Below are 21,457 nucleotides of genomic sequence, written 5' to 3' on the forward strand. Positions count from 1 at the left end.
GGCAATCCATCCTTTTGAAAGGTGGTAGACCCGGGCGGATTTGAACCGCCGACCTCTGCCATGTCAAGGCAGCGCTCTAACCAACTGAGCTACGGGTCTAAAGCTCTACAGCGGGGGAACCCTGTGCTGTGAAGAGCGCGAACTTTAGCACCGCTTTTCAGTGTTTTCAACAACTTACTGAACTTTTGTGTGAAATTTTTTAAGAGCGACCAAGCACCAACAAGGCAGTGCGGGACTATCAAAATGTAGATCCAAGTCCCGCCCTTCAGCAAGGATTATTCCACACCTTTTAAGTGGGTAATCTCATCACGCAATTTTGCCGCTGCTTCAAATTCCAGGTTCTTCGCATGCTGGTACATTTGCTCTTCCAGTTCGGCAATTCGGGCCCAGCGCTGCTTATCGGTAAGGGCCTCAACATCTACCTTGTATTCGCCTTTACCCTCGGCAACTTTGCGACGCCCTTTCTTGGGCACACCGGGGGCCACCGCCCCCTCCAGAATATCCGCCACACTCTTGCGGATACCTTTGGGGGTAATGCCGTGCTCCTCGTTAAAGGCCAACTGCTTCTCGCGGCGACGACGAGTCTCTTCGAGTGCTCGCTCCATAGAACCGGTGACTTTGTCCGCGTAGAGAATCGCCCTCCCCTCCAGGTTTCGCGCAGCCCGCCCAATGGTCTGGATCAGCGAGCGATCGGAACGGAGGAAGCCCTCTTTATCGGCATCAAAAATTGCCACCAGGGCAACTTCCGGCATATCCAGGCCTTCTCGCAGCAAGTTAATGCCAACTAGCACGTCAAACTCGCCAATACGCAGGTCCCGAATAATCTCCACCCTCTCGACAGTATCAATATCGGAGTGTAAGTAGCGGACACGAACACCGCTTTCTGAGAGATATTCAGTCAAGTCCTCCGCCATCCGCTTGGTCAATACGGTAATCAGCACTCGCTGATCGGCATCCACACAACGGTGAATTTCAGACAGGGCATCATCTACCTGGGTCAATGCTGGGCGAACTTCGACTTCCGGGTCCACCAATCCTGTCGGGCGAACTACCTGCTCGACCACCTGCCCCGCATTCTCTTGCTCATAGGCCCCTGGGGTTGCGGACACAAAAACCGTCTGGGGTGCCAACCCCTCCCACTCTTCAAACTTGAGAGGACGATTGTCCAGGGCCGATGGCAGACGAAAGCCATACTCCACCAAAGTTTCCTTGCGTGACCGGTCTCCACGATACATACCGCCGATTTGCGGCACTGTCACGTGACTCTCATCGATAAATAACAGTGCATCATTGGGCAGATAATCAAAAAGCGTGGGCGGTGGCTGACCAATACCGCGACCGGAGAGGTAGCGGGAATAGTTCTCTACGCCATTGCAGTAGCCAAGCTCCTGCATCATCTCCACATCGTAGCGGGTACGCTGATCTAGCCGCTGCGCTTCGACCAGCTTGTTGTTGCCACGCAGTTGCTCGAGGCGCCCTCGCAGCTCATCTTTGATTTCATCGATAGCGCTGACGATCGTCTCTCGCGGCGTCACATAGTGACTCTTGGGGAAAATAGTAACCCTAGGCACCTTCTTGAGCTGCTCTCCAGTGAGCGGGTCAAATATAGTGATCTCTTCGATCTCCTCATCAAAAAGAGACAGGCGCACCGCTTCCAAATCAGAGTCTGCCGGGTAAATATCGATAATATCGCCGCGCACCCGGTAAGTGGCGCGACGGAAATCTGCATCGTTGCGAGTGTATTGCAGCTCTGCCAGGCGCCTGAGGATAGTGCGCTGATCAACGAGATCACCACGATCCAAATGCAGCACCATCTTCAAATATTTGTCGGGGTCACCCAAACCGTAAATTGCCGAAACTGTGGCGACCACAATCACATCGCGCCGCTCAATAAGTGCCTTGGTGGCCGAGAGACGCATCTGCTCGATATGCTCGTTTACGGATGCATCCTTTTCGATAAAGGTGTCCGAAGAGGGAACGTAAGCTTCCGGCTGGTAGTAGTCGTAGTAAGAGACAAAATACTCCACGGCATTCTTGGGGAAAAACTCTTTAAACTCCCCGTAGAGCTGAGCCGCCAGCGTCTTATTGTGGGCCATCACAATGGCGGGCCGCTGCAGGCGCTCAATAATATTCGCCATAGTGAAGGTCTTACCCGAACCGGTAACACCCAGCAGCGTTTGATGGCTCAGACCATCATCAATCCCTTCTGACAACTGCTCTATCGCCAGAGGCTGATCGCCCGCTGGCTGATACTTGGATTCCACCTTAAAAGGTCGCGACTCCATACACTTCCCCCAACCGCTTAATCATTCATGCAACACAGGATTGTAGGCTGTCGTCATACGACCCACAATTACAAGAGAATAGCGTCCTACCCTTCCTAACTCTGACCTGCGGCATTTTGCGCATGACCCCAAAAAATAATTTCCTGACAAATCAATTAGTTAAAGATGAAAAAAGGGGTTGACCTGTTCGGAAGTGCTCTATAATATACGCGCCATCTCAACGGCACAGCCGAAAAGATATTCCGCCTTAGCTCAGTTGGTAGAGCAAATGACTGTTAATCATTGGGTCGCTGGTTCGAGCCCAGCAGGCGGAGCCAAATTTCAAAGCGCAGCTTAATTTGCGCTCTATAAATTAGATTAAATTCCGCCTTAGCTCAGTTGGTAGAGCAAATGACTGTTAATCATTGGGTCGCTGGTTCGAGCCCAGCAGGCGGAGCCAAACAAAAGCCCGGATAGATTCCATCTATCCGGGCTTTTTTCTTTTCTGCTCAAATGTTTTTTAATCTGCATAGAGCTAGCGGCCAGCCGTACTGGTTAGCCGCTCAAAATAACCAGCTAGCGGGAGCCAGCCTCTCCAGCTAACGGCAACCTCTCTACCGTCGCTCCTCCACTTGGTTTTCGCACCTGCCCCTGCCTCGACCAGACAACATCGACCAGCCCCTGCTTGGGTGAATAGCCTTTTACCGCCCGACATAGAATCCTGCGGACCTGCTCGCAATCATGAGAGCCGCACGCATCCCTAAGATCCGAAACCAGGAGCTGCAAAGCCTCGCTATCGAGACGCTCCTCTTCGGCGCGCATAATCATTGGATGGTCCGTGCCCAGCACGTTATCCCCCAACAACAGCTCTTCGTACAATTTCTCCCCAGGGCGCAGTCCAGTGAGCTGAATTTCAATATCACCATCAGGGTTTTCTTCATCCCTTACCGTGTGCCCCATCAAACGAATCAAGCGCTCAGCCAGATCGTAGATGCGAACCGGTTCACCCATATCGAGAACAAATACATCCCCGTTGCGCCCCATACTCCCAGCCTGCAATACCAGCTGAGCCGCTTCGGGAATTGTCATAAAGTAACGGGTTACTTTTGAGTGGGTCACAGTTACCGGGCCACCGGCATTGATCTGATCCGTGAACAAGGGAATTACCGAGCCGGAAGAGCCGATAACATTACCAAACCTGACCATACACACGCGCATCTTGTTGAAGCGGCGACCAAAATCCTGGCAAATCAGCTCAGCAAATCTTTTAGTGGCCCCCATAACATTGGTTGGCCGGACAGCCTTATCAGTAGAGATAAGCACAAACTGCTCAACCCCACACTGCTCCGCAGCCTCAAGTACAGAGAGAGTGCCCAGAACATTATTGTCGGCACCAATAACAACGTTCTGCTCAACCAAGGGCACATGCTTGTATGCGGCCGCATGGTAAATTGTATGCACGGAGAAGCCCTGAATGATTTCCGCCATACGCTCAGTGTTACGCACATCGCCAAGCAGCGCGGTTACTTCAAACTGGACCCCGTCATCCTGATGCTGCTGTCGCAGCTCGCGCTCTATCTGATAGAGAGCATATTCAGAGGACTCAACAACAACCAGCCTGGCAGGCTTCCATTGCGATATCTGCCTGCACAATTCTGACCCGATGGACCCACCAGCACCAGTAACCAAAACCACCTTGCCACTGATGGAGCCAGAAACTAGCTCCTTTTGCGGCTCAACAGGAGCGCGCCCCAGGATATTTTCATAGGTCTGCGAAACATCCTCTGCCCGCCCCACACCGTCGAGCAGCTCCTCCACTCCAGGAATCGCCTTTACCACCAGGCCTCGCTCTCTGAGCGCCTTGGTTATCTCCCTGCGCCGCCGCCGCGGCACTCCTGGCATCGCAAGGACCACCTCAGCAATATCCTTATCTGCGACAACTTCAAGCATATCTGCGGGGTTATACACCAACAGACCATCGATGAAGGTCTTTTGCTTAGAGGCGTTATCATCAAAAAAAGCAACGGGCTTATAGAGCTGCCCATGAACTAGCGCCTTATACATTTGCAAACCCGCAGTACCAGCACCATAAATAGCCACCCGGGTTTTATGAATTTCCAATGCAGTCTGATAGTAAAGGCGAACCAACCAGCGGGATCCGCCCACCGCAACAAATGCAAAGCACCAGTAGATAACAGGGACAGAGCGAGGAACCCCTGCCGTAGTCAGATAAGAAAAGAGCGCCAACATCACTGCAGAAAGAGTGACCCCCTGCAGAACCGCAATGATAGCTTTTTGTCCCATGTACCGAATAATCGTCCGGTACAAGCCGAGCCGGAGAAAAATAAAGCTAGTAGCAACTAGTGTTAATATCAGGCAGGCCACCATTCGCCACTCAAAAAATTGAGCGACGCTATTAAGCCTAATCATCATTGCCAGCAAAAAGGCCATGCTTAGCATCAGCATATCAAAGGCCAACATCAATACTGGCTTATGGGCTTTCTTTACGTTGCGCCAAACTCTTGTCACGAGACTCCCCGAAATCTATTTACCTTTAAACCGACATCCAGCATGAGAGACATTCACCTCCCCTCAAGTACAACAGCTGCCAGCGCCACTAAAGAAAAAGATATCATTGCGCCCAGCTGCAAAATGAGCGCCCTTTTAACGCCAATCTTAATTGCGCACCTCTGGTAGAAATGCTCACGATGAGCTTCCCACCAACGCTGACCACTCAACGCCCTTTTTAGCAGTGTATATGTAGCATCCAACCAAAATGGTATAAATATGACCACGGGTATCCAAAGCTCAAACGCTCCCCGCTGCCAGCCAAATAAGCTGACAGCAACCACCCCCAAACCTACGCCCGTAGAGCCAGCATCACCCAAAAAAATCTTCGCCGCAGGCCAGTTGAAGACCAGAAAAACGAGCGCACAAACAGCCACCAGGGCACAGAGCCAGGCTAACTCCAAGTCCCCATTTAAAGTGCAAATAATCCCCAAGGAGGAAAAGCCAACAAGCGTCATTGACCCCGCTAGACCATCCATTCCATCCATAAAGTTGTAGAGGTTGACAACCCAGGCCCCCGCCAAAATAAGGACCGGGTACAACCACCACTCCAAACTTTCTGGCAGTGCAAACAGAAGAAAGACCACAGCTAGAAGATGAGCTGAAAAGCGAAGATGTATGGCTACATCCCCAAGATCATCCAGTGCGGATACCACTAACAACAGTGTAAATGCAACCAACACCAACGGAGACAGGTCAAGTGGGCTAGCGACTACCGCAACCAGACAACCGAGTAAAAAGGCCCAACCACCTGTGCGAGGTACCGGCACCGAGTGCATTGAACGATTATTGGGCACATCGAGCGCAAAATTGCGCATCCTCACGATAAACAACGATGTAGCGCCATAGCTTGCTGCTAAAGCCAGCAATAGCGGTATTACCCACTCCCAAGCGATACTAATCAACTAACCAACCCTTATCACTTCCAAGCAAGCCAATCCTTCCGACCACATTCAACAAACAGGACAGGGAAGCACCATGCCCAGCAAAGGAATTAAAAATGTTTTCACAACTCGACAGAAAAACCTAAAGGTCATCCAGGCGGGGAACATTTACCAACAATGAAAGGGGGACGAGAACAGGAGGTAGAACACAACGAATGGTGTAGCTCTGCGGCAGACGCAACATAAATGCTACATTTTATCGACAGTAACAACTGAAATTCATCTGGGGGAGTCATCTATTAAGGCTCTCTTGCTCACCAACTCAAAACCCCAACTGGAGACCACAAAAAACCACCAGTCGGGACCCATAAACCTTTAGAGCCGAATCAAATCCCTGTTTTTATTCAGGGTTGCCGCGCCGATTCCCTTAACATTCAACAGCTGCTCCACAGAGGTAAACGGGCCATGCACCTCGCGATACTCAACGATTAATTGTGCCCGTGCTTCGCCAATGCCATTCAACCTCTCAGCAAGTTCAACAGCTGAAGCACTGTTGACATTGACAGACAGCACAACCTCTTTGGCTTCAACGCTGCCCATCTCTCCCGCAAATGCAGATGGACTCAAAAAAAGCGAAAAAGCTAGCGCAAAAACAACAGAAAACAATTGGTAGGTCAATTTCATGGTCAACTCCCAGTGAATTATCGGTTTCACTTTGGGACTGCTATTACCTCCCCCAAGCCACACCATGATATCAACGGGCAACTTTCTGTCGGCTCAGGCCTAATTACACATCATTACAAGTTGCGAAGCAAGACAACCATGCTAACCTGCCAGTTCGGCCAGAATTGACTTCAAGGCCACTAAAGGCTCAGATGCGGCAGTGATGGGACGACCTACAACCAAATAGTCAGAACCTTGCGCCAAAGCTTCAGCAGGCGTCAAAGTACGCCGCTGATCCCCGGCATCAGAGCCCGCAGGACGAATTCCCGGCGTCACTAGTGAAAAATCGGCCCCACATTCACTGCGCAGCAGTTGAGCCTCCCGTGCGGAGCAGACTACACCGTCGAGACCGCAGGATTTAGCTTGAGAGGCCAGGTGCAACACCTGCTTTTCCAGCGGAGCAGCCACACCAACTGCAGCCAGTTCCTCTGCAGTTGTGCTGGTAAGTACGGTAACCGCAATTAATAGAGGCTTATCTTCGCCAAATTCCCGCAGGGTCTCGGCGGCAGCCAACATCATCCGCTCACCACCACTTGCGTGAACATTAACCATCCATACCCCCAATTTCGCGGCAGCTTTAACGGCCTTCGCAACAGTATTGGGGATATCGTGAAATTTAAGATCCAGAAATACCTGGAAGCCCCGGTCAACCAGAGTTTTCACCAAGTCTGGACCAGCGGCAGTAAACAGCTCCTTACCAACCTTGACCCGACACAGCGACGGATCGAGCTGATCTGCCATTGCCAGTGCAGACTCAGCATTGTCGTAATCCAGAGCAACGATAACCGGAGAAGAAACTTTAGACTGCAAGAAAAACCTCATTTATTTCAAAAGCCGTCCCGACCAGGCCGTCAGCCCAATGTACAGGACAGTCATTACTTTACTCGCCCTCAATCCCCTTAACGGAGCGTACTGAATCCCAGTGCTTGCAGCTCGGACACAACCAGTGCAACTGATTGCCCGAAAACCCGCAATTGCTACACCGGTAGTGAGGGCGGCTCGCTATAAGCTGGTCGATTAATGTCTTGAGTAGGGAAAGATTCTCTCTCGCCCTACCCTCTGTACTATCTATATGCAGATCGAGAAAGCGTCCCAACCCCCTCAAAGACGGGCGCAGCGCCAGCTGCTTCCCCATAAATGCAGCCGCTGCAGCCTCACTATCCTGCAGCTGAATACGCTCAGTCAGGGCAATCAATACGCTATTAGAGGGGTGCTCTTTCAATAGGGATTCAAGATATCGATCCAACCCCTTGCCATCCCCTAAATCCCCATAACAAGTAATCAACAACTCAAGGATTTCAGGAATATAGTCCGGGCTCTGCTTGGGGATCCGCTGTAAAACCTTAATGGCCTCTCTCGGCTTGCCAAGCAGATATTCGAGGCGACCCCACAGCAAATTTGCCCGCACTGAGCTGCGCTCATAACTCAGGGCAGAATCGATATGCTTCCTTGCACTTAGGTAATCCTTTGTCGCTATTGACTCCTCTGCCAATTCGCAGCAAAAATGAGCCTGAACCGGGGCCCAGTCAGCCGAGAGGCGCTTGAACCGCCGGCCATGCAACAGGTTTACAGCATGGATCGCTTTAGCCCATTCCCTTTCATCCCGGTAGACTTCAATCAGACGCTCCAGGCTAACAGCCTTTAACTCCTGAGAGGTCTCAACCAGCTCTTGTAGCAGACGTTCAGCTCTATCCAGCCAGCCAGCAGAAATATAGTCACAGGCAAGTTCAAGTTGAGCCTTATTTTGACTCACCCTGGACAAGCTCGGGCGCCCGAGTAAATTTTGATGGACTCGAATCGCCTGATCGTACTCCCCTCTTCGGCGCAACAGACTTCCAAGAGCCAGGTGGGTGTCAAAAGTAGCCTGACTTACTTCCAGAGAGTCAATAAATTTATCGATGGTATCGTCGTGGCGCTCACTCAATAAATAGTTTAAGCCCTGGGCGTAAGACCTCACCAGCGCATGCTCTTGCTCACTATAATCCGCCACTTTCTTTTTGGCGCTACCTCGCCCCAGCACCCAGCCGATCGCGATTGCCGCAAGCAGGAAAAAGAAATAGGTAAAATCGAGCAAATCAGTCTCCAGAAGCCTTGCGGTGGGCGGTGTGTAATTCCCGCTCCATTTTCTTCAATTGCTTCTCGAGCGACCGCACTTGGCGACGCTTGGCATAAACAGGCTGCAGACTAACGACAAAACCCAGCAACAATCCCAGCAACAAGAAACCAATCAACCAAAAGCCTACACTTCCTGCCGGCAGTTGATAGCCCACAATATTTGGCTTGATAGTCTCCGGATTGGCAACTGCGAAATAAATCCCCAAAGCGATGCAAAGCAGGGCGACGACCCCATAGACGATGCGTGTCAGCCAACGCAAAAATGACAAGGGAACCTCCACGTTCCACAAAAAACTTTATCGATTAACGACGAAGCTCACCCCGATTAATGGCAGTATTCACACTGCTGCCAGGGAGTCTAATCATACTTCGATACTCGCCTCATCGTGCATACTTCGATTCACTCTGTCGCGCAACTCTTTGCCAGGCTTGAAATGCGGGACATATTTCCCGGCGAGATCAACCGCGTCCCCAGTTTTGGGATTCCGGCCCGTACGCGGGGCTCGATAGTGAAGAGAAAAGCTACCAAAGCCACGTATCTCTATACGCTCACCCTGGGACAGGGCATCTGACATGGTGTCGAGCACCACTTTTACCGCCAGCTCTACATCCTTAACTGGCAGCTGATCCAACCTCAACGCAATCCTTTCGATCAGTTCGGACTTGGTCATGCGCTCCGCAACCTTTGTAAGTCATTGATTATTCTGGAGTAGAGCACCAATCATCTAATAGAAAGCCGGACTGGGCAACCCCAGTCCGGCTTTCGGGTCGCTCCAAATGATCCATTTGGAGCTATGAACACTCAAAGACGATTAGTCTTTGTTATTCATTTGAGCCTTGATCAGGTCACCAATAGTAGCGGGCTGAACTTGTTCAGACTGCTTCTTGCTGTGATCCTTGATAGCTTGCTTCTCGTCGTCCTGGTCTTTGGCTTTGATAGACAGGCTGATCACGCGGTTCTTGCGATCCACGCTGGTGATCTTAGCTTCTACTTCTTCGCCTTCTTTCAAGACGTTGCGAGCATCTTCAACCTTGTCGCGGCTGATTTCAGAAGCGCGCAGTACGCCTTCTACTTCGCCCGCCAGGGTGATTACTGCTTGCTTAGCGTCAACTTCCTTAACAGTACCTACAACGATGCTGCCGCGATCGCTGGTGGTAACGTAGTCGGAGAACGGATCGGACTCCAACTGCTTGATGCCCAGGGAGATACGCTCACGCTCGGAATCGATGCCCAGGATAACAGTTTCGATTTCGTCGCCTTTCTTGAACTTGCGAACAGCTTCTTCGCCAGCTTCGTTCCAGGAGATGTCGGACAGGTGGACCAGACCGTCGATGCTGCCGTCGAGACCAATGAAGATACCGAAGTCAGTGATGGACTTGATCTTACCGGAGATCTTGTCGCCCTTAGCGAATTTACGCGCGAAGGCATCCCACGGATTTTCCTGGCACTGCTTGATACCCAGGGAGATACGACGACGCTCTTCGTCGATATCCAGGATCATCACCTCTACCTCGTCGCCAACCTGGACAACTTTGGACGGGTGAATGTTCTTGTTGGTCCAATCCATTTCGGAAACGTGTACCAGACCTTCCACACCTTCTTCCAGCTCGGCAAAGCAGCCGTAGTCGGTCAGGTTGGTTACAACCGCCTTCACGCGGCTGTTCTCTGGGTAACGCTGCTTGATGGATACCCAAGGATCTTCGCCCAACTGCTTCAGGCCAAGGGATACACGGCTGCGCTCGCGGTCGAACTTCAGTACTTTTACTTCGATCTCGTCGCCAACGTTCACGATCTCGCTCGGGTGCTTGATGCGCTTCCAAGCCATATCGGTGATGTGCAGCAGGCCGTCGATACCGCCCAGGTCTACGAAAGCACCGTAGTCGGTCAGGTTCTTCACGATACCCTTGACGCTCATGCCTTCCTGCAGGCTTTCCAGCAGAGCTTCACGCTCTTCGGAGGTGGCAGCTTCCATAACGGCGCGGCGGGAAACAACTACGTTGTTGCGCTTGGAGTCCAGCTTGATAACTTTGAACTCGAGCTCTTTACCTTCCAGGTGCGCAGTGTCGCGAACCGGACGAACGTCAACCAGAGAGCCGGGCAGGAACGCACGGATATTGGCAACATCAACAGTAAAGCCACCTTTAACCTTACCGCTGATAACACCTTTAACCACTTCGTCAGCTGCGTGAGCTGCGTCGAGGATTTTCCAGGCTTCAGCGCGCTTGGCTTTTTCGCGGGACAGACGGGTTTCACCGAAACCGTCTTCTACAGCTTCCAGGGCAACCTGTACTTCGTCGCCCACCTGCAGCTCAACTTCACCTTTATCGTTGGCGAATTGTGCAGCAGGGATAACGCCTTCAGACTTCAGGCCCGCGTGAACGGTAACCCAGTCTTTATCTACGTCGATTACAACACCAGTAACAATTGCGCCCGGTGCCATTTCAACGCTTTTCAGGCTCTCTTCAAATAGATCAGCAAAGCTCTCGCTCATTACATTACCTATAGTGCTGGGTCCAGCCGTTGGTAACTGTTAAGTCTAGTCAACCGCCAGCCGCGACCCCAACCGCGCTGCCAGCACGCGGGTCGGATTACGATAACGGCCGGGCGATTCTGGCTGATCCCGGCCGCTGTCGTTAGAAAACTATTTACTGCCCGAACTTCAGGGTGAAATACGGTCCTGAACCAAATCGAGCACTTTTCGGAGGACTTCATCGATACTCACCCCCGTACTATCCAGCTCAACCGCATCCTCAGCGGGAGCCAGGGGGGAGGCTTTTCTGTTCATATCCTGTGCATCTCGGGCACGGATGTCCTCCAGCAGGTCGCGGAGGCTAACAGAAACCCCCTTCTCATGCAACTGAGCGAAACGCCTGTTAGCACGCTCCTCAGCGCTGGCGGTTAGGTAAACCTTGACCGGCGCGTCGGGAAACACGGTAGTGCCCATATCCCGACCATCGGCAACCAAGCCGGGGGGCTGGCGGAAGTCCCGCTGGCGCTGCAGTAGCGCTGCCCGCACACCGGGAATTGCCGCGACCTTGGAAGCAGCCATGCTTACCCGCTCCATACGGATATCTGCGGTGACGTCACTCTCTTCCAGCCACACCTGCAACTGACCGGCACTCACGGTAAAGCGCACATCGAGGTCTTTCGCCAATTCGGTCAGCAGCTTGTCATTGGAGAGATCAACTTCCTTATTAAGTGCGGCCAAAGCGGCAGCCCGATAAAGGGCCCCGGAGTCCAACAAGGAAAAGCTCAGGCGATCAGCCAAAAGCTTTGCAATGGTCCCCTTGCCCGAACCACTGGGACCATCAATGGTAACTACTGGTGGCAACCCGTTTGTATCACTCATATTTTCTTTACAACTCAACATCTCTGGCGGATGCACTCAAGCGAACCACAATCGCCCAAACCTGAATACCCGTGTCACGCCAACTGCAACTTGAGACCCGCGCCCGTTGCCAGTTCGGCAAAGTTCGGGAATGAGGTCGCCACATTGGCGCAGTGAAGGATGCGGATTGTATCCTTTGCGCGCAGCGATGACACTGCAAACGCCATAGCAATACGGTGATCCCCCAAGCTATCGACGGTGCCTCCAGAAAATACCGCACCCTCTTTGCAGCCCTGGATCATGATACCGTCCGGTGTTGGCTCAGCTTTTACCCCAAGTGCAATCAAGCCATTTGCCATCGCCTGAATCCGGTCACTTTCCTTGACCCGCAACTCCTCCGCACCAGTCAGGACGGTCTCACCTTCTGCACAAGCTGCCGCAACAAACAATGCGGGAAACTCATCAATCGCCAGGGGCACCTGATCCTCAGGGATGCGAATTCCCTTCAAGGGCGCATAGCGAACACGAATATCCGCCACCGGCTCACCGCCCACTTCGCGCATATTCAGCAATTCAACATTGCCACCCATTGCACGGAGGATATTGATAACCCCATCGCGGGTGGGATTGATCCCCACATGCTCCAGCACAATATCGGAACCGGGAGAGATAGCGGCAGCAACCATAAAGAATGCGGCTGAAGAAATATCGGCAGGCACATCGATGCGACAGGATTTCAGTGAGCCGCCGCCCGCCAACTTAGCCTGAGCACCATCCCGCTCCACCTTATAACCAAAGCCCTGCAACATACGCTCGGTATGGTCTCTAGTGGGCGCCGGCTCAACGGTAGACGTTTGACCCTCACTATAGAGCCCAGCCAGCAATACCGCTGATTTCACCTGGGCACTGGCCATCGGCAGCGGGTAATCGATCCCTTTCAACGCACTACCACCTTTAATTAAAAGCGGCGGACGGCCTTCCGGGCCAGTCTCAATATTTGCACCCATCTCACGCAGGGGGTTAGCCACGCGATTCATCGGGCGCTTTGACAGGGACTCATCGCCAGTGAGTGTTACGTCGAAATCCTGCCCGGCAAGCAATCCAGCCAACAGGCGCATGGAGGTCCCGGAGTTACCGAGATATAGCGGTCCGGGCGGTGCCTGCAAGCCATTAAGTCCTACGCCATGAATTACAACCCGACCATTGTCCGGCCCCTCAATTACGACCCCCATATCGCGGAAAGCCTGCAGGGTCGCCAGTGCATCCTCACCCTCCAAGAAGCCCTCAACTTCTGTAACTCCCTCGGCCAGGGAGCCCAGCATAATTGAGCGGTGCGACATCGATTTGTCCCCCGGCACCCTGAGCTTGCCATTTACAGCCTCGCCCGGCTGCACGATAAAAGTAATCTCTTGTTCTTGCATAGGTTCCGAATACGCTTGTTTTGCCAACATTTTGGTAAAGTGATCCCGTGCCGCTTTGGCGCGGGTAAAAACCCCCATCAGGGCAGCGCTATCACCGGAGGCAATAGCGTCGCGCAGGGAAGAAAGGTTGAGACTGTATAGGTCGATGGCCTTTAAGATGGCGTCCCGATTGGCGAGCATAATATCTCGCCACATAACCGGGTCACTGGAAGCGATACGAGTGAAATCACGGAAGCCACCCGCCGCATAGCGGAAGATATTTTCGTTTTCCGCATCGTGGGCCAAAGTGTCCACAAGGCTAAAAGCGATGACGTGGGGAAGATGGCTCGTAGCAGCCAGAACCTCGTCGTGCTCCTCCACTGACATTGTCAGGGGCTCTGCTCCCACGGCCTGCCATGCTCGCTCCACAAGCTGCAAATGAGCAGCCCCTGTATTCGCAAGCGGCGTCAGGATAATGCGGTGATCCCTATAGAGGTCATCTCTCACCGCGGTAACACCACTTTTTTCAGAACCAGCAATTGGGTGTCCTGGCACCAGAAAATCTGGAGCACTCCCCCACACTTTTTCTGCCGCTGCCACCACGCTACCTTTTACGCTGGCACCATCTGTCACGGTGACTCCCGCCGGCAGGTGTTCTTTCAGCTGCGCGAATACAGACTCAATCGCCAGTGTCGGCACAGCCACAAACACCAAATCGCCCGGCTCCAGCTGCGGCAATACCAGCTCGAGACTGGTGCTGGCCCGATCAACAATACCAAGCGCCCTGGCTTCATCGCAGACACTCTCTTCCAGAGCGACCCCGATAACCTCTCGGCAAGCCCTGGCAGCTTTCAGTGCAAGGGCAAAACTCCCCCCAATTAAACCGATCCCAACAACCAGCAGTCGGCCAATTTGAGCTTGCGCCATCACAGCACTCCGCGAGGGTAGGAACCCAGCACTTTCAGATCTGAGGCACAGCCTCCAACCTCTTTTAGCGCCTCGGCAATTCCCTGGGTATCGCGGTGGCCGCTAAAATCGATAAAGAACACATAGGTCCAATTGCCAGACTGCGATGGCCGGGTCTCTACCCGAGTCAAATCGACACTGTAGCGACGAAACGGCTCCAGGAGATCGTGCAGAGCACCTGGCTCATTGCGCATTGATACCATCAATGAGGTCTTATCATCCCCACTCGCAGGCACTTGCTGGGTACCAATAATCAAGAAGCGGGTGGAATTATCCGGGCGATCTTCTATTTTCTCCGACAGCACCTTCAACCCGTAGAGTTCCGCTGCCATATCGCCAGCTATCGCCGCAGCATTCCACTCACCCTTAACGCGCTTGGCCGCATCCGCATTGCTGGCAACTGCAACACGCTCCACATTGGGATAATGAGCATCAAGCCATTTGCGGCACTGCGCCAGACTCTGCGCATGGGAATAAATACGAGTGATTGACTCTGGGCGCGTTACATCTGAGATCATCAAGTGATGATGGATACGCAGCTCCACCTCACCGCAGATACTCAGGTTAGAGTGCATAAAGTTATCCAGGGTGTGATTGATCACCCCTTCGGTAGAGTTTTCTACCGGCACTACACCGTAACTGACGGCACCTGCTTCTACCTCACGGAAAACTTCATCAATTGCCGCCAGCGGCCGGCTCTGGGCAGAGTTGCCGAAGTGCTTTAATGCCGCCTGCTGGGTAAAGGTACCCTCAGGGCCCAGGTAGGCCACCTTGACAGGCTCTTCCAAGGCCAGGCAGGCCGACATAATTTCGCGAAACAGTCGCGCCATCTCTTCATCAGTCAGCGGACCATTATTGCGCTCCATAGCCTTGCGCAGCACTTGTGCTTCACGCTCCGGCCGATAATAGAGAGCATCCTCGCCAGTAGCTTTCTTAACCTCTGCAACCTCCAGGGCGCAGCGAGCCCGCTCACTAATTAAGCGAGCAATCTCTCCATCAATACTGTCGATCTGATTGCGCAGCTCCAGCAGTCGCTGGTCGCCACTCACAGTTTCCTCTGCCATTCGTTTATCTACTTTCTCTAGAAATCATCAAGATTAAATTAACCACCTAAGCCTTACGCGCTTCAAAATCCGCCATAAATGCCACAAGCGCTTCCACTGCCTCCATGGGAACGGCGTTATATAGCGACGCCCGCATACCACCCACAGAGCGGTGCCCCTTTAAGCTCAACAAACCCGCTTCTTCTGACTCAATCAAAAACTGCTTATCCAAGCGGTCGTCAGCCAACACAAAGGGCACATTCATGCGGGAGCGACTTCCCTCCTCAACCGGACTGGAGAAAAAGTCACTGCTGTCGAGGAAGTCGTACAGCATTTTAGATTTAGCATCGGCCTGCTCAGCCATCGCATCAACACCCCCCTGATCTTTCAACCACTGGAAGACAAGACCAGATAAGTACCAAGCGAAAGTAGGTGGCGTGTTATCCATAGAGCCCGCTTCTGCCGCCACCTTCCAGCTCAAACTGCGAGGAACATTTTCCAGTGAGCGATCGAGTAAATCATCTCGAATCAAAGCTACAGCGATACCTGAGGGGCCAATATTTTTCTGCGCACCGGCATAGATAACGCCGAACTTTTCCACCTCAATCGGTTGAGACAAAATAGTTGAGGACATATCCGCCACTAGCGGGCACTCCACTTCCGGCACATAGCCAAACTCAACACCGCCAATCGTCTCGTTAGGGGTATAGTGGAAATAAGCCGCATCCCCACTCGACTGCCAGCTGTCTGCTGCAGGTGCATAGCTGAAGTTTCGATCCTCACTGGATGCGACCACATTTACTTCACCGTAACGACGAGCTTCTTTGATCGCCTTGGCCGCCCAACTACCGGAATGAATGAATTCAGCTTTGGTAGAGCCAGCACCGAGAAGATTCCAGGGCACAGCACTGAACTGCCCAGTTGCCCCGCCCTGAAGAAACAACACTTTGTAGTTGCTCGGCACACTGAGCAGATCGCGGAGGTCCTGTTCGGCCCGCTCAGCTACCTCAACAAACTCTGGAGAGCGGTGGCTGACCTCCATTACAGAGCAACCGAGCCCTTGCCAATCGAGCAACTCCCTTTGCGCCTGCTCCAGTACGGGCTGCGGTAAAGCGGCAGGGCCTGCACAGAAATTAAACTTCCTCATGAGCTGATTTCCACAATACAAAAAAGGTTTCAAATACAACTAGATGTGTCTACGCACAAATTGCCATTCATAGGGATAGATATCGCGCCTTTAGCGTTTTTCGTGGGAGCCAAAGGCAAGAAAGGCCGCGATAAACGCAGCCTTTCTTAGTCGTCTGGAGCGGTGGGTCACTCTTCCCCACCGTTTTCTTCACCGTCATCCTCGGTCTCTTCAATGCGACCGAGACCAACCAACTTCTCGCCAGTCTTCAGGCGAATCACTCGCACCCCCTGCGTGTTGCGCCCAAGTACAGACACTTCATCAACACGGGTACGCACCAGAGTGCCCTGGTCGGAGATCAACATCATCTCCTCACCTGGGTGCACCTGACAGGCCCCAACCAAAGCACCGTTACGTTCACTTTCCGCGATCGCAATAACACCCTGGGTACCGCGTCCCTTGGTGGGGAATTCGCTGATAGCTGTGCGCTTACCGTAACCATTCTCAGTAGCCATCATCACAGAGCCACCCTCTTCAGGGATAACCATAGCGATAACCTGCTGACCTTCCTGCATACGAATACCGCGAACACCACGGGAAACACGGCCCATAGAGCGCACATTGGACTCGGAGAAGCGCGCTGCCTTACCGGCGCTGGTAAACAGCGCTACATCGCGCTCACCATCGGTAATCGCAGTGGCTACCAGGCGATCGCCCTCCTCCAGCTCAATTGCACGCAAACCAACACTGCGGGGGCGGGCAAAAGCGGTGAGGGGGGTTTTCTTCACGGTGCCATTGGCAGTGGTGAAGAAGATAAAGTGATTTTCGTCGTACTCGGACACCGGCATCATGCTACTGATACGCTCGCCCTCTTCCAGGGGCAGCATATTAACCATTGGGCGACCACGGGAGGCTCGGCCAGCGGTGGGCACTTCGTAGACTTTCAGCCAGTACACCTTGCCCTTATTGGAGAAGCACAGAAGGGTGTCATGGGAGTTGGCGATCAATAGATGCTCGACGAAGTCCTCGTCTTTTACCTGGGTCGCGGATTTACCCATACCGCCACGGCGCTGGGCCTGGTAATCGGTCAGAGGCTGGCTCTTGGCGTAACCGCCGTGGGAGATAGTTACTACCTTGTCTTCCGGGGTAATCAGGTCTTCAACAGTCAGATCCTGGCGAGACGCAACGATATCGGTACGACGCTCATCGTTAAAGTCCTTTGACAGCTGCTCTAACTCTTCACGGATCACTTCCATCAGACGCTCGAAGCTGCCGAGGATATGCAGATATTCAGCAATCTGCTCCAGTCGATCCTGGTATTCTGCCAGCAGCTTGTCGTGCTCCATGCCCGTCAGGCGGTGCAGGCGCAATTCGAGAATTGCCTGAGCCTGGGCCGGGGACAAGTAGTAAGAATCGTCGCGCAAACCAAATTCTTGCGGCAGATCATCTGGACGGCAGGCATCAGCACCAGCCCGCTCCAGGAACTGCTGTACATTGCCCACAGGCCAGCCTTTAGCCAGCAACGCCTCGCGGGCATCTGCCGGTGTGGCGGAAGATTTGATCAGCTCGATTACCGGATCGATATTGGCGATGGCAATCGCCAGACCTTCCAGAATATGACCGCGCTCGCGGGCTTTGCGCAACAGGTAGACCGTACGGCGGGTAACGACTTCCTGGCGGTGGCGAATAAAGTGCTCGAGCAGCTCTTTGAGGTTCAATACCTTGGGCTGGCCATCGACCAGGGCCACCATATTGATACCGAAGACGCTTTCCAGCTGGGTCTGGGAATAGAGGTTATTCAGAACCACATCACCCAGCTCTCCCCGCTTAAGCTCAATCACTACGCGCAAGCCGTCTTTGTCGGACTCGTCGCGCAGCTCAGAGATACCCTCGATCTTTTTCTCTTTCACCAGTTCGGCAATACGCTCGATCAAGCGCGCTTTATTCAACTGGAAGGGGATCTCAGTAATGATGATGGTTTCGCGATTGGTCTTGTCATCGCGGATCACATCTGCTTTGGCACGGACATAAATGCGCCCACGGCCAGTGCGGTAAGCAAGGAGAATACCGGCGCGGCCATTGATGATGGCGCCCGTGGGGAAGTCCGGCCCGGGGATGTACTCCATCAGGTCGTCGACGGTCAACTCGGAATTATTGATCAGAGCCAGACAAGCCTTGATCACCTCACCCAGGTTATGGGGAGGGATATTGGTGGCCATGCCCACCGCAATACCGGAGGAACCATTGACCAAGAGGTTCGGCACACGCGAAGGCAACACCTCCGGCATTTGCTCGGAACCATCGTAGTTATCGACAAAATTAACAGTTTCTTTATCGAGATCGGACAGCAGCTCGTGGGCCAACTTATCCATACGAATTTCGGTGTATCGCATGGCAGCTGGACTGTCACCATCGATAGAACCGAAGTTACCCTGGCCATCTACCAAGGTGTAACGCATAGAAAACGGCTGCGCCATACGCACAATAGTGTCGTAGACCGCAGTGTCTCCGTGCGGGTGATACTTACCGATTACATCACCAACGACACGCGCTGATTTCTTGTAAGGTTTATTCCAGTCGTTTTTAAGCTCGCTCATCGCGTAAAGCACGCGGCGGTGTACCGGCTTGAGGCCATCGCGTACATCCGGCAGTGCGCGCCCGACAATCACGCTCATGGCATAGTCGAGATAAGACTGCTTGAGTTCTTCTTCGATATTAATCGGAGAGATTTCTTTGGCTAATTCGCCCATGGCTTACGGCGTTCCTTTTATAGCGCGGGCGTACGTACTGTGCCCGGGATAAGCGGGCGATTCTACCATAGTTTGAGATGTTTGGAGCCGCAGGACTCGGAGATATCCAACTGCGGCACAAACCACAGTTGTCGCCCCCATTGACTGCGGCTACAGTAAAACACCCCCACAGCAGCCACCAGATAAGTCCTCATGCAACAAGCTGTCGATACCCTGATCCACGCACGCTGGATCATACCCGTCGTACCCGAGAAAAAAGTGTACGAAAATTGTTCGCTCGCAATAGAAAAGGGCAAAATCTCTGCCCTGGTACCCACAGCTGAGGCCTCAATTCGTTTTCAGGCAACAGATGAAGTCGACCTGGGGCAACACGCACTAATTCCAGGGTTAATTAATACTCACAACCATGCGCCCATGACGCTATTACGCGGCTACGCTGATGACCGCCCCCTTAAAGAATGGCTGGAGCAGCACATCTGGCCGACAGAGCAACGCTGGGTCGGTCCGCAATTTGTAGCTGACGGCAGCCGGCAAGCGATTGCCGAGATGCTGCGCTCAGGTACTACTACTTTTTCTGATCAGTACTTCTTCCCGGAAGCCGTCGCCATTGCTGCGCGGGAGAGCGGAATCAGGGCCCATATCGCCTTCCCCGTGCTGGATGCCCCAACCCCCTGGAGCCGCAATAGCGACGAGGCCCTACACAAAGGATTGGCGTTACGCGATGATTACCGTGCGCACGATCGAATTGAGGTGGTATTTGCACCCCACGCCCCCTACACCGTGGGGGATAAAACACTGGAGAAAATTGCAGTCTGCTCTGCCGAAGCGCAGATCCCCATGCAGATGCACCTCCACGAGACCCACGCTGAAGTTGAAAGCGCCCTGAACGCTAATGGAGAGCGGCCCACCGAACGGCTATTCCGCCTTGGGCTGCTGGGGCCGCAGACACTTTGTGTACATATGGTGGCCACTAATCAACGAGACATTGAGCTAGTGAGTTCAAGTGGCGCCCATGTTTCTCACTGCCCATCATCTAATCTCAAGCTCGCCTCAGGCTTTTGCCCAGCCTATGACATGCTGGAAGCCGGCATCAACGTATCCCTTGGCACCGATGGCGCTGCGAGCAATAACACCCAAGACCTGTTCTCCGAAGCCAACACAGCCGCACTACTGGCAAAAGCTGTTAGCGGGAACGCAACAGCCCTACCCGCGCATCAGACACTGAGCATGGCGACCATCAACGGAGCCAAAGCACTGGGAATTGAAGATATAACCGGAAGCCTGGAGGTAGGTAAAAGCGCAGACATTGCAGCTATCAATCTCGGCGGTCTAGAACAGCAGCCTTTGCATGACCCAGTGTCCCAGTTGATTTATGCCAACGGAGGACACAATGTCAGCGATGTCTGGGTCGCCGGGCGACAACTTTTAAAGGAGCGCCAGCTACAAACCTTAAACGAAACTGAGGTTATCCAGCGGGCGCAAATATGGCGTGATAGAATCAGCGGAAATTTACGCTAGATAACTGATTCCGGCCCAATCACTGAAAAATGCCGGTTACGAGCGACGGAGTTTGCAGAGAAGTTCATGAGCAATGTAGATCCCTCAGAAATCGCCAAATTTGAGCAACTTGCCAGCCGCTGGTGGGACAAGGAAGGCGAGTTCAAACCACTACACGAAATCAATCCACTGCGTGCAAATTACATTGACGGGTATGCTCCGGTTGCCGGTAAGAAGCTCCTCGATGTGGGCTGCGGTGGCGGCATCCTGGCTGAAGCCATGGCGCAGAGGGGAGCCGATGTCACTGGTATCGATCTAGGGGAAGCCCCACTCAATGTCGCCAAACTCCACGCCCTAGAAAGTGGCGTCAGCGTCAATTATCGCAAAGTGGCAGTAGAGGAACTGGCAGAAGAAGCGCCCGAGAGCTTTGATATTGTTACCTGCCTGGAGATGCTTGAGCATGTACCAGACCCGTCCTCTGTCATTCGCGCCTGCGCGAAACTTGTAAAACCTGGCGGCAAGCTATTTTTCTCTACGATCAACCGCACCCCCAAAGGGTGGCTGTTTGCCGTAGTCGGAGCAGAATATGTCCTACGCTTACTGCCCAAGGGCACTCATGAATACAGTAAGTTTATCCGCCCCTCAGAAATGGGCGCCTGGCTGCGCGATGAGTCCCTGGAAGCGCACGATATAACCGGTATGACTTATAACCCGGTTACCCGAAGCTACAAATTGACCCCCCGGGATGTCGACGTCAATTATTTGATGTATGCCAGCAAACCAGAATAAGTG

General features: G+C 53.1%; 16 protein-coding genes and 3 tRNA genes. 4 read left to right on the top strand and 15 right to left on the bottom strand.

The genetic code is table 11. The features are described 5' to 3' along the window. Positions 1-22: 22 nt before the first annotated feature. Both ACJJI4_RS13040 and uvrB read right to left on the bottom strand, forming a co-directional pair. Positions 23-99, bottom strand: a tRNA-Val gene (locus tag ACJJI4_RS13040). A gap of 176 nt (positions 100-275) precedes the next feature. Beyond that, positions 276-2,285, bottom strand: coding sequence for an excinuclease ABC subunit UvrB (gene uvrB, locus ACJJI4_RS13045; protein ID WP_444925434.1), 2,010 nt, complete (start codon positions 2,283-2,285; stop codon positions 276-278). A gap of 241 nt (positions 2,286-2,526) precedes the next feature. On the opposite strand from uvrB, the gene ACJJI4_RS13050 reads away from it, so the two are divergent. Both ACJJI4_RS13050 and ACJJI4_RS13055 read left to right on the top strand, forming a co-directional pair. Continuing rightward, positions 2,527-2,602: transfer RNA gene (locus ACJJI4_RS13050), tRNA-Asn, on the top strand. Positions 2,603-2,648: 46 nt separating this feature from the next. Then, a tRNA-Asn gene (locus ACJJI4_RS13055) sits at positions 2,649-2,724 on the top strand. Positions 2,725-2,840: 116 nt separating this feature from the next. Here the strand turns inward: ACJJI4_RS13055 and ACJJI4_RS13060 are convergent. The 13 genes from ACJJI4_RS13060 to gyrA all read right to left on the bottom strand — a co-directional run bounded on the left by ACJJI4_RS13060 (position 2,841) and on the right by gyrA (position 19,168). After that, entirely contained in the window at positions 2,841-4,793 is a 1,953-nt protein-coding gene (locus tag ACJJI4_RS13060; protein ID WP_444925435.1) for a polysaccharide biosynthesis protein, read from the bottom strand. 53 nt (positions 4,794-4,846) lie between these two features. Continuing rightward, positions 4,847-5,737 (bottom strand): MraY family glycosyltransferase, encoded by an 891-nt coding sequence (locus ACJJI4_RS13065; RefSeq protein WP_444925436.1) that lies wholly within the window; start codon positions 5,735-5,737, stop codon positions 4,847-4,849. A gap of 354 nt (positions 5,738-6,091) precedes the next feature. Then, positions 6,092-6,400, bottom strand: coding sequence for a ComEA family DNA-binding protein (locus ACJJI4_RS13070; RefSeq protein ID WP_444925437.1), 309 nt, complete (start codon positions 6,398-6,400; stop codon positions 6,092-6,094). Between the two features lie 141 nt (positions 6,401-6,541). Then, complete coding sequence (gene pyrF / locus ACJJI4_RS13075; protein WP_444925438.1) at positions 6,542-7,249, bottom strand: orotidine-5'-phosphate decarboxylase; 708 nt, start codon at positions 7,247-7,249, stop codon at positions 6,542-6,544. A gap of 70 nt (positions 7,250-7,319) precedes the next feature. Further along, positions 7,320-8,513: a lipopolysaccharide assembly protein LapB gene (lapB, locus tag ACJJI4_RS13080; protein WP_444925439.1), complete on the bottom strand. Its 1,194-nt coding sequence runs from the start codon at positions 8,511-8,513 to the stop codon at positions 7,320-7,322. A gap of 1 nt (position 8,514) precedes the next feature. Then, positions 8,515-8,823: a lipopolysaccharide assembly protein LapA domain-containing protein gene (locus tag ACJJI4_RS13085; RefSeq protein WP_413662669.1), complete on the bottom strand. Its 309-nt coding sequence runs from the start codon at positions 8,821-8,823 to the stop codon at positions 8,515-8,517. Positions 8,824-8,916: 93 nt separating this feature from the next. After that, positions 8,917-9,225 (bottom strand): integration host factor subunit beta, encoded by a 309-nt coding sequence (gene ihfB / locus ACJJI4_RS13090; RefSeq protein WP_282932044.1) that lies wholly within the window; start codon positions 9,223-9,225, stop codon positions 8,917-8,919. Between the two features lie 141 nt (positions 9,226-9,366). Further along, entirely contained in the window at positions 9,367-11,046 is a 1,680-nt protein-coding gene (gene rpsA, locus ACJJI4_RS13095; RefSeq protein ID WP_444917724.1) for a 30S ribosomal protein S1, read from the bottom strand. Positions 11,047-11,214: 168 nt separating this feature from the next. Next, entirely contained in the window at positions 11,215-11,904 is a 690-nt protein-coding gene (gene cmk / locus ACJJI4_RS13100) for a (d)CMP kinase (protein ID WP_444925440.1), read from the bottom strand. A gap of 74 nt (positions 11,905-11,978) precedes the next feature. After that, positions 11,979-14,210, bottom strand: coding sequence for a bifunctional prephenate dehydrogenase/3-phosphoshikimate 1-carboxyvinyltransferase (locus ACJJI4_RS13105; RefSeq protein ID WP_444925441.1), 2,232 nt, complete (start codon positions 14,208-14,210; stop codon positions 11,979-11,981). Continuing rightward, on the bottom strand, positions 14,210-15,313 hold the full coding sequence (gene pheA / locus ACJJI4_RS13110; RefSeq protein ID WP_282932042.1) for a prephenate dehydratase: 1,104 nt from the start codon (positions 15,311-15,313) through the stop codon (positions 14,210-14,212). The genes ACJJI4_RS13105 and pheA overlap by 1 nt, the downstream gene beginning before the upstream one ends. 46 nt (positions 15,314-15,359) lie before the next feature. Further along, positions 15,360-16,439 carry a 3-phosphoserine/phosphohydroxythreonine transaminase gene (serC, locus tag ACJJI4_RS13115; RefSeq protein WP_444917726.1) on the bottom strand — a complete coding sequence of 360 codons (1,080 nt, stop codon included), beginning with the start codon at positions 16,437-16,439 and terminating at the stop codon, positions 15,360-15,362. Between the two features lie 167 nt (positions 16,440-16,606). Continuing rightward, positions 16,607-19,168, bottom strand: coding sequence for a DNA gyrase subunit A (gene gyrA, locus ACJJI4_RS13120; RefSeq protein ID WP_108733855.1), 2,562 nt, complete (start codon positions 19,166-19,168; stop codon positions 16,607-16,609). Between the two features lie 192 nt (positions 19,169-19,360). On the opposite strand from gyrA, the gene ACJJI4_RS13125 reads away from it, so the two are divergent. After that, on the top strand, positions 19,361-20,686 hold the full coding sequence (locus tag ACJJI4_RS13125) for a TRZ/ATZ family hydrolase (protein ID WP_444917727.1): 1,326 nt from the start codon (positions 19,361-19,363) through the stop codon (positions 20,684-20,686). Positions 20,687-20,752: 66 nt separating this feature from the next. Further along, complete coding sequence (gene ubiG / locus ACJJI4_RS13130) at positions 20,753-21,454, top strand: bifunctional 2-polyprenyl-6-hydroxyphenol methylase/3-demethylubiquinol 3-O-methyltransferase UbiG (RefSeq protein WP_444917728.1); 702 nt, start codon at positions 20,753-20,755, stop codon at positions 21,452-21,454. Positions 21,455-21,457 lie beyond the last annotated feature (3 nt).

It is taken from the genome of Microbulbifer maximicatervae (SeqCode) (assembly GCF_052467305.1).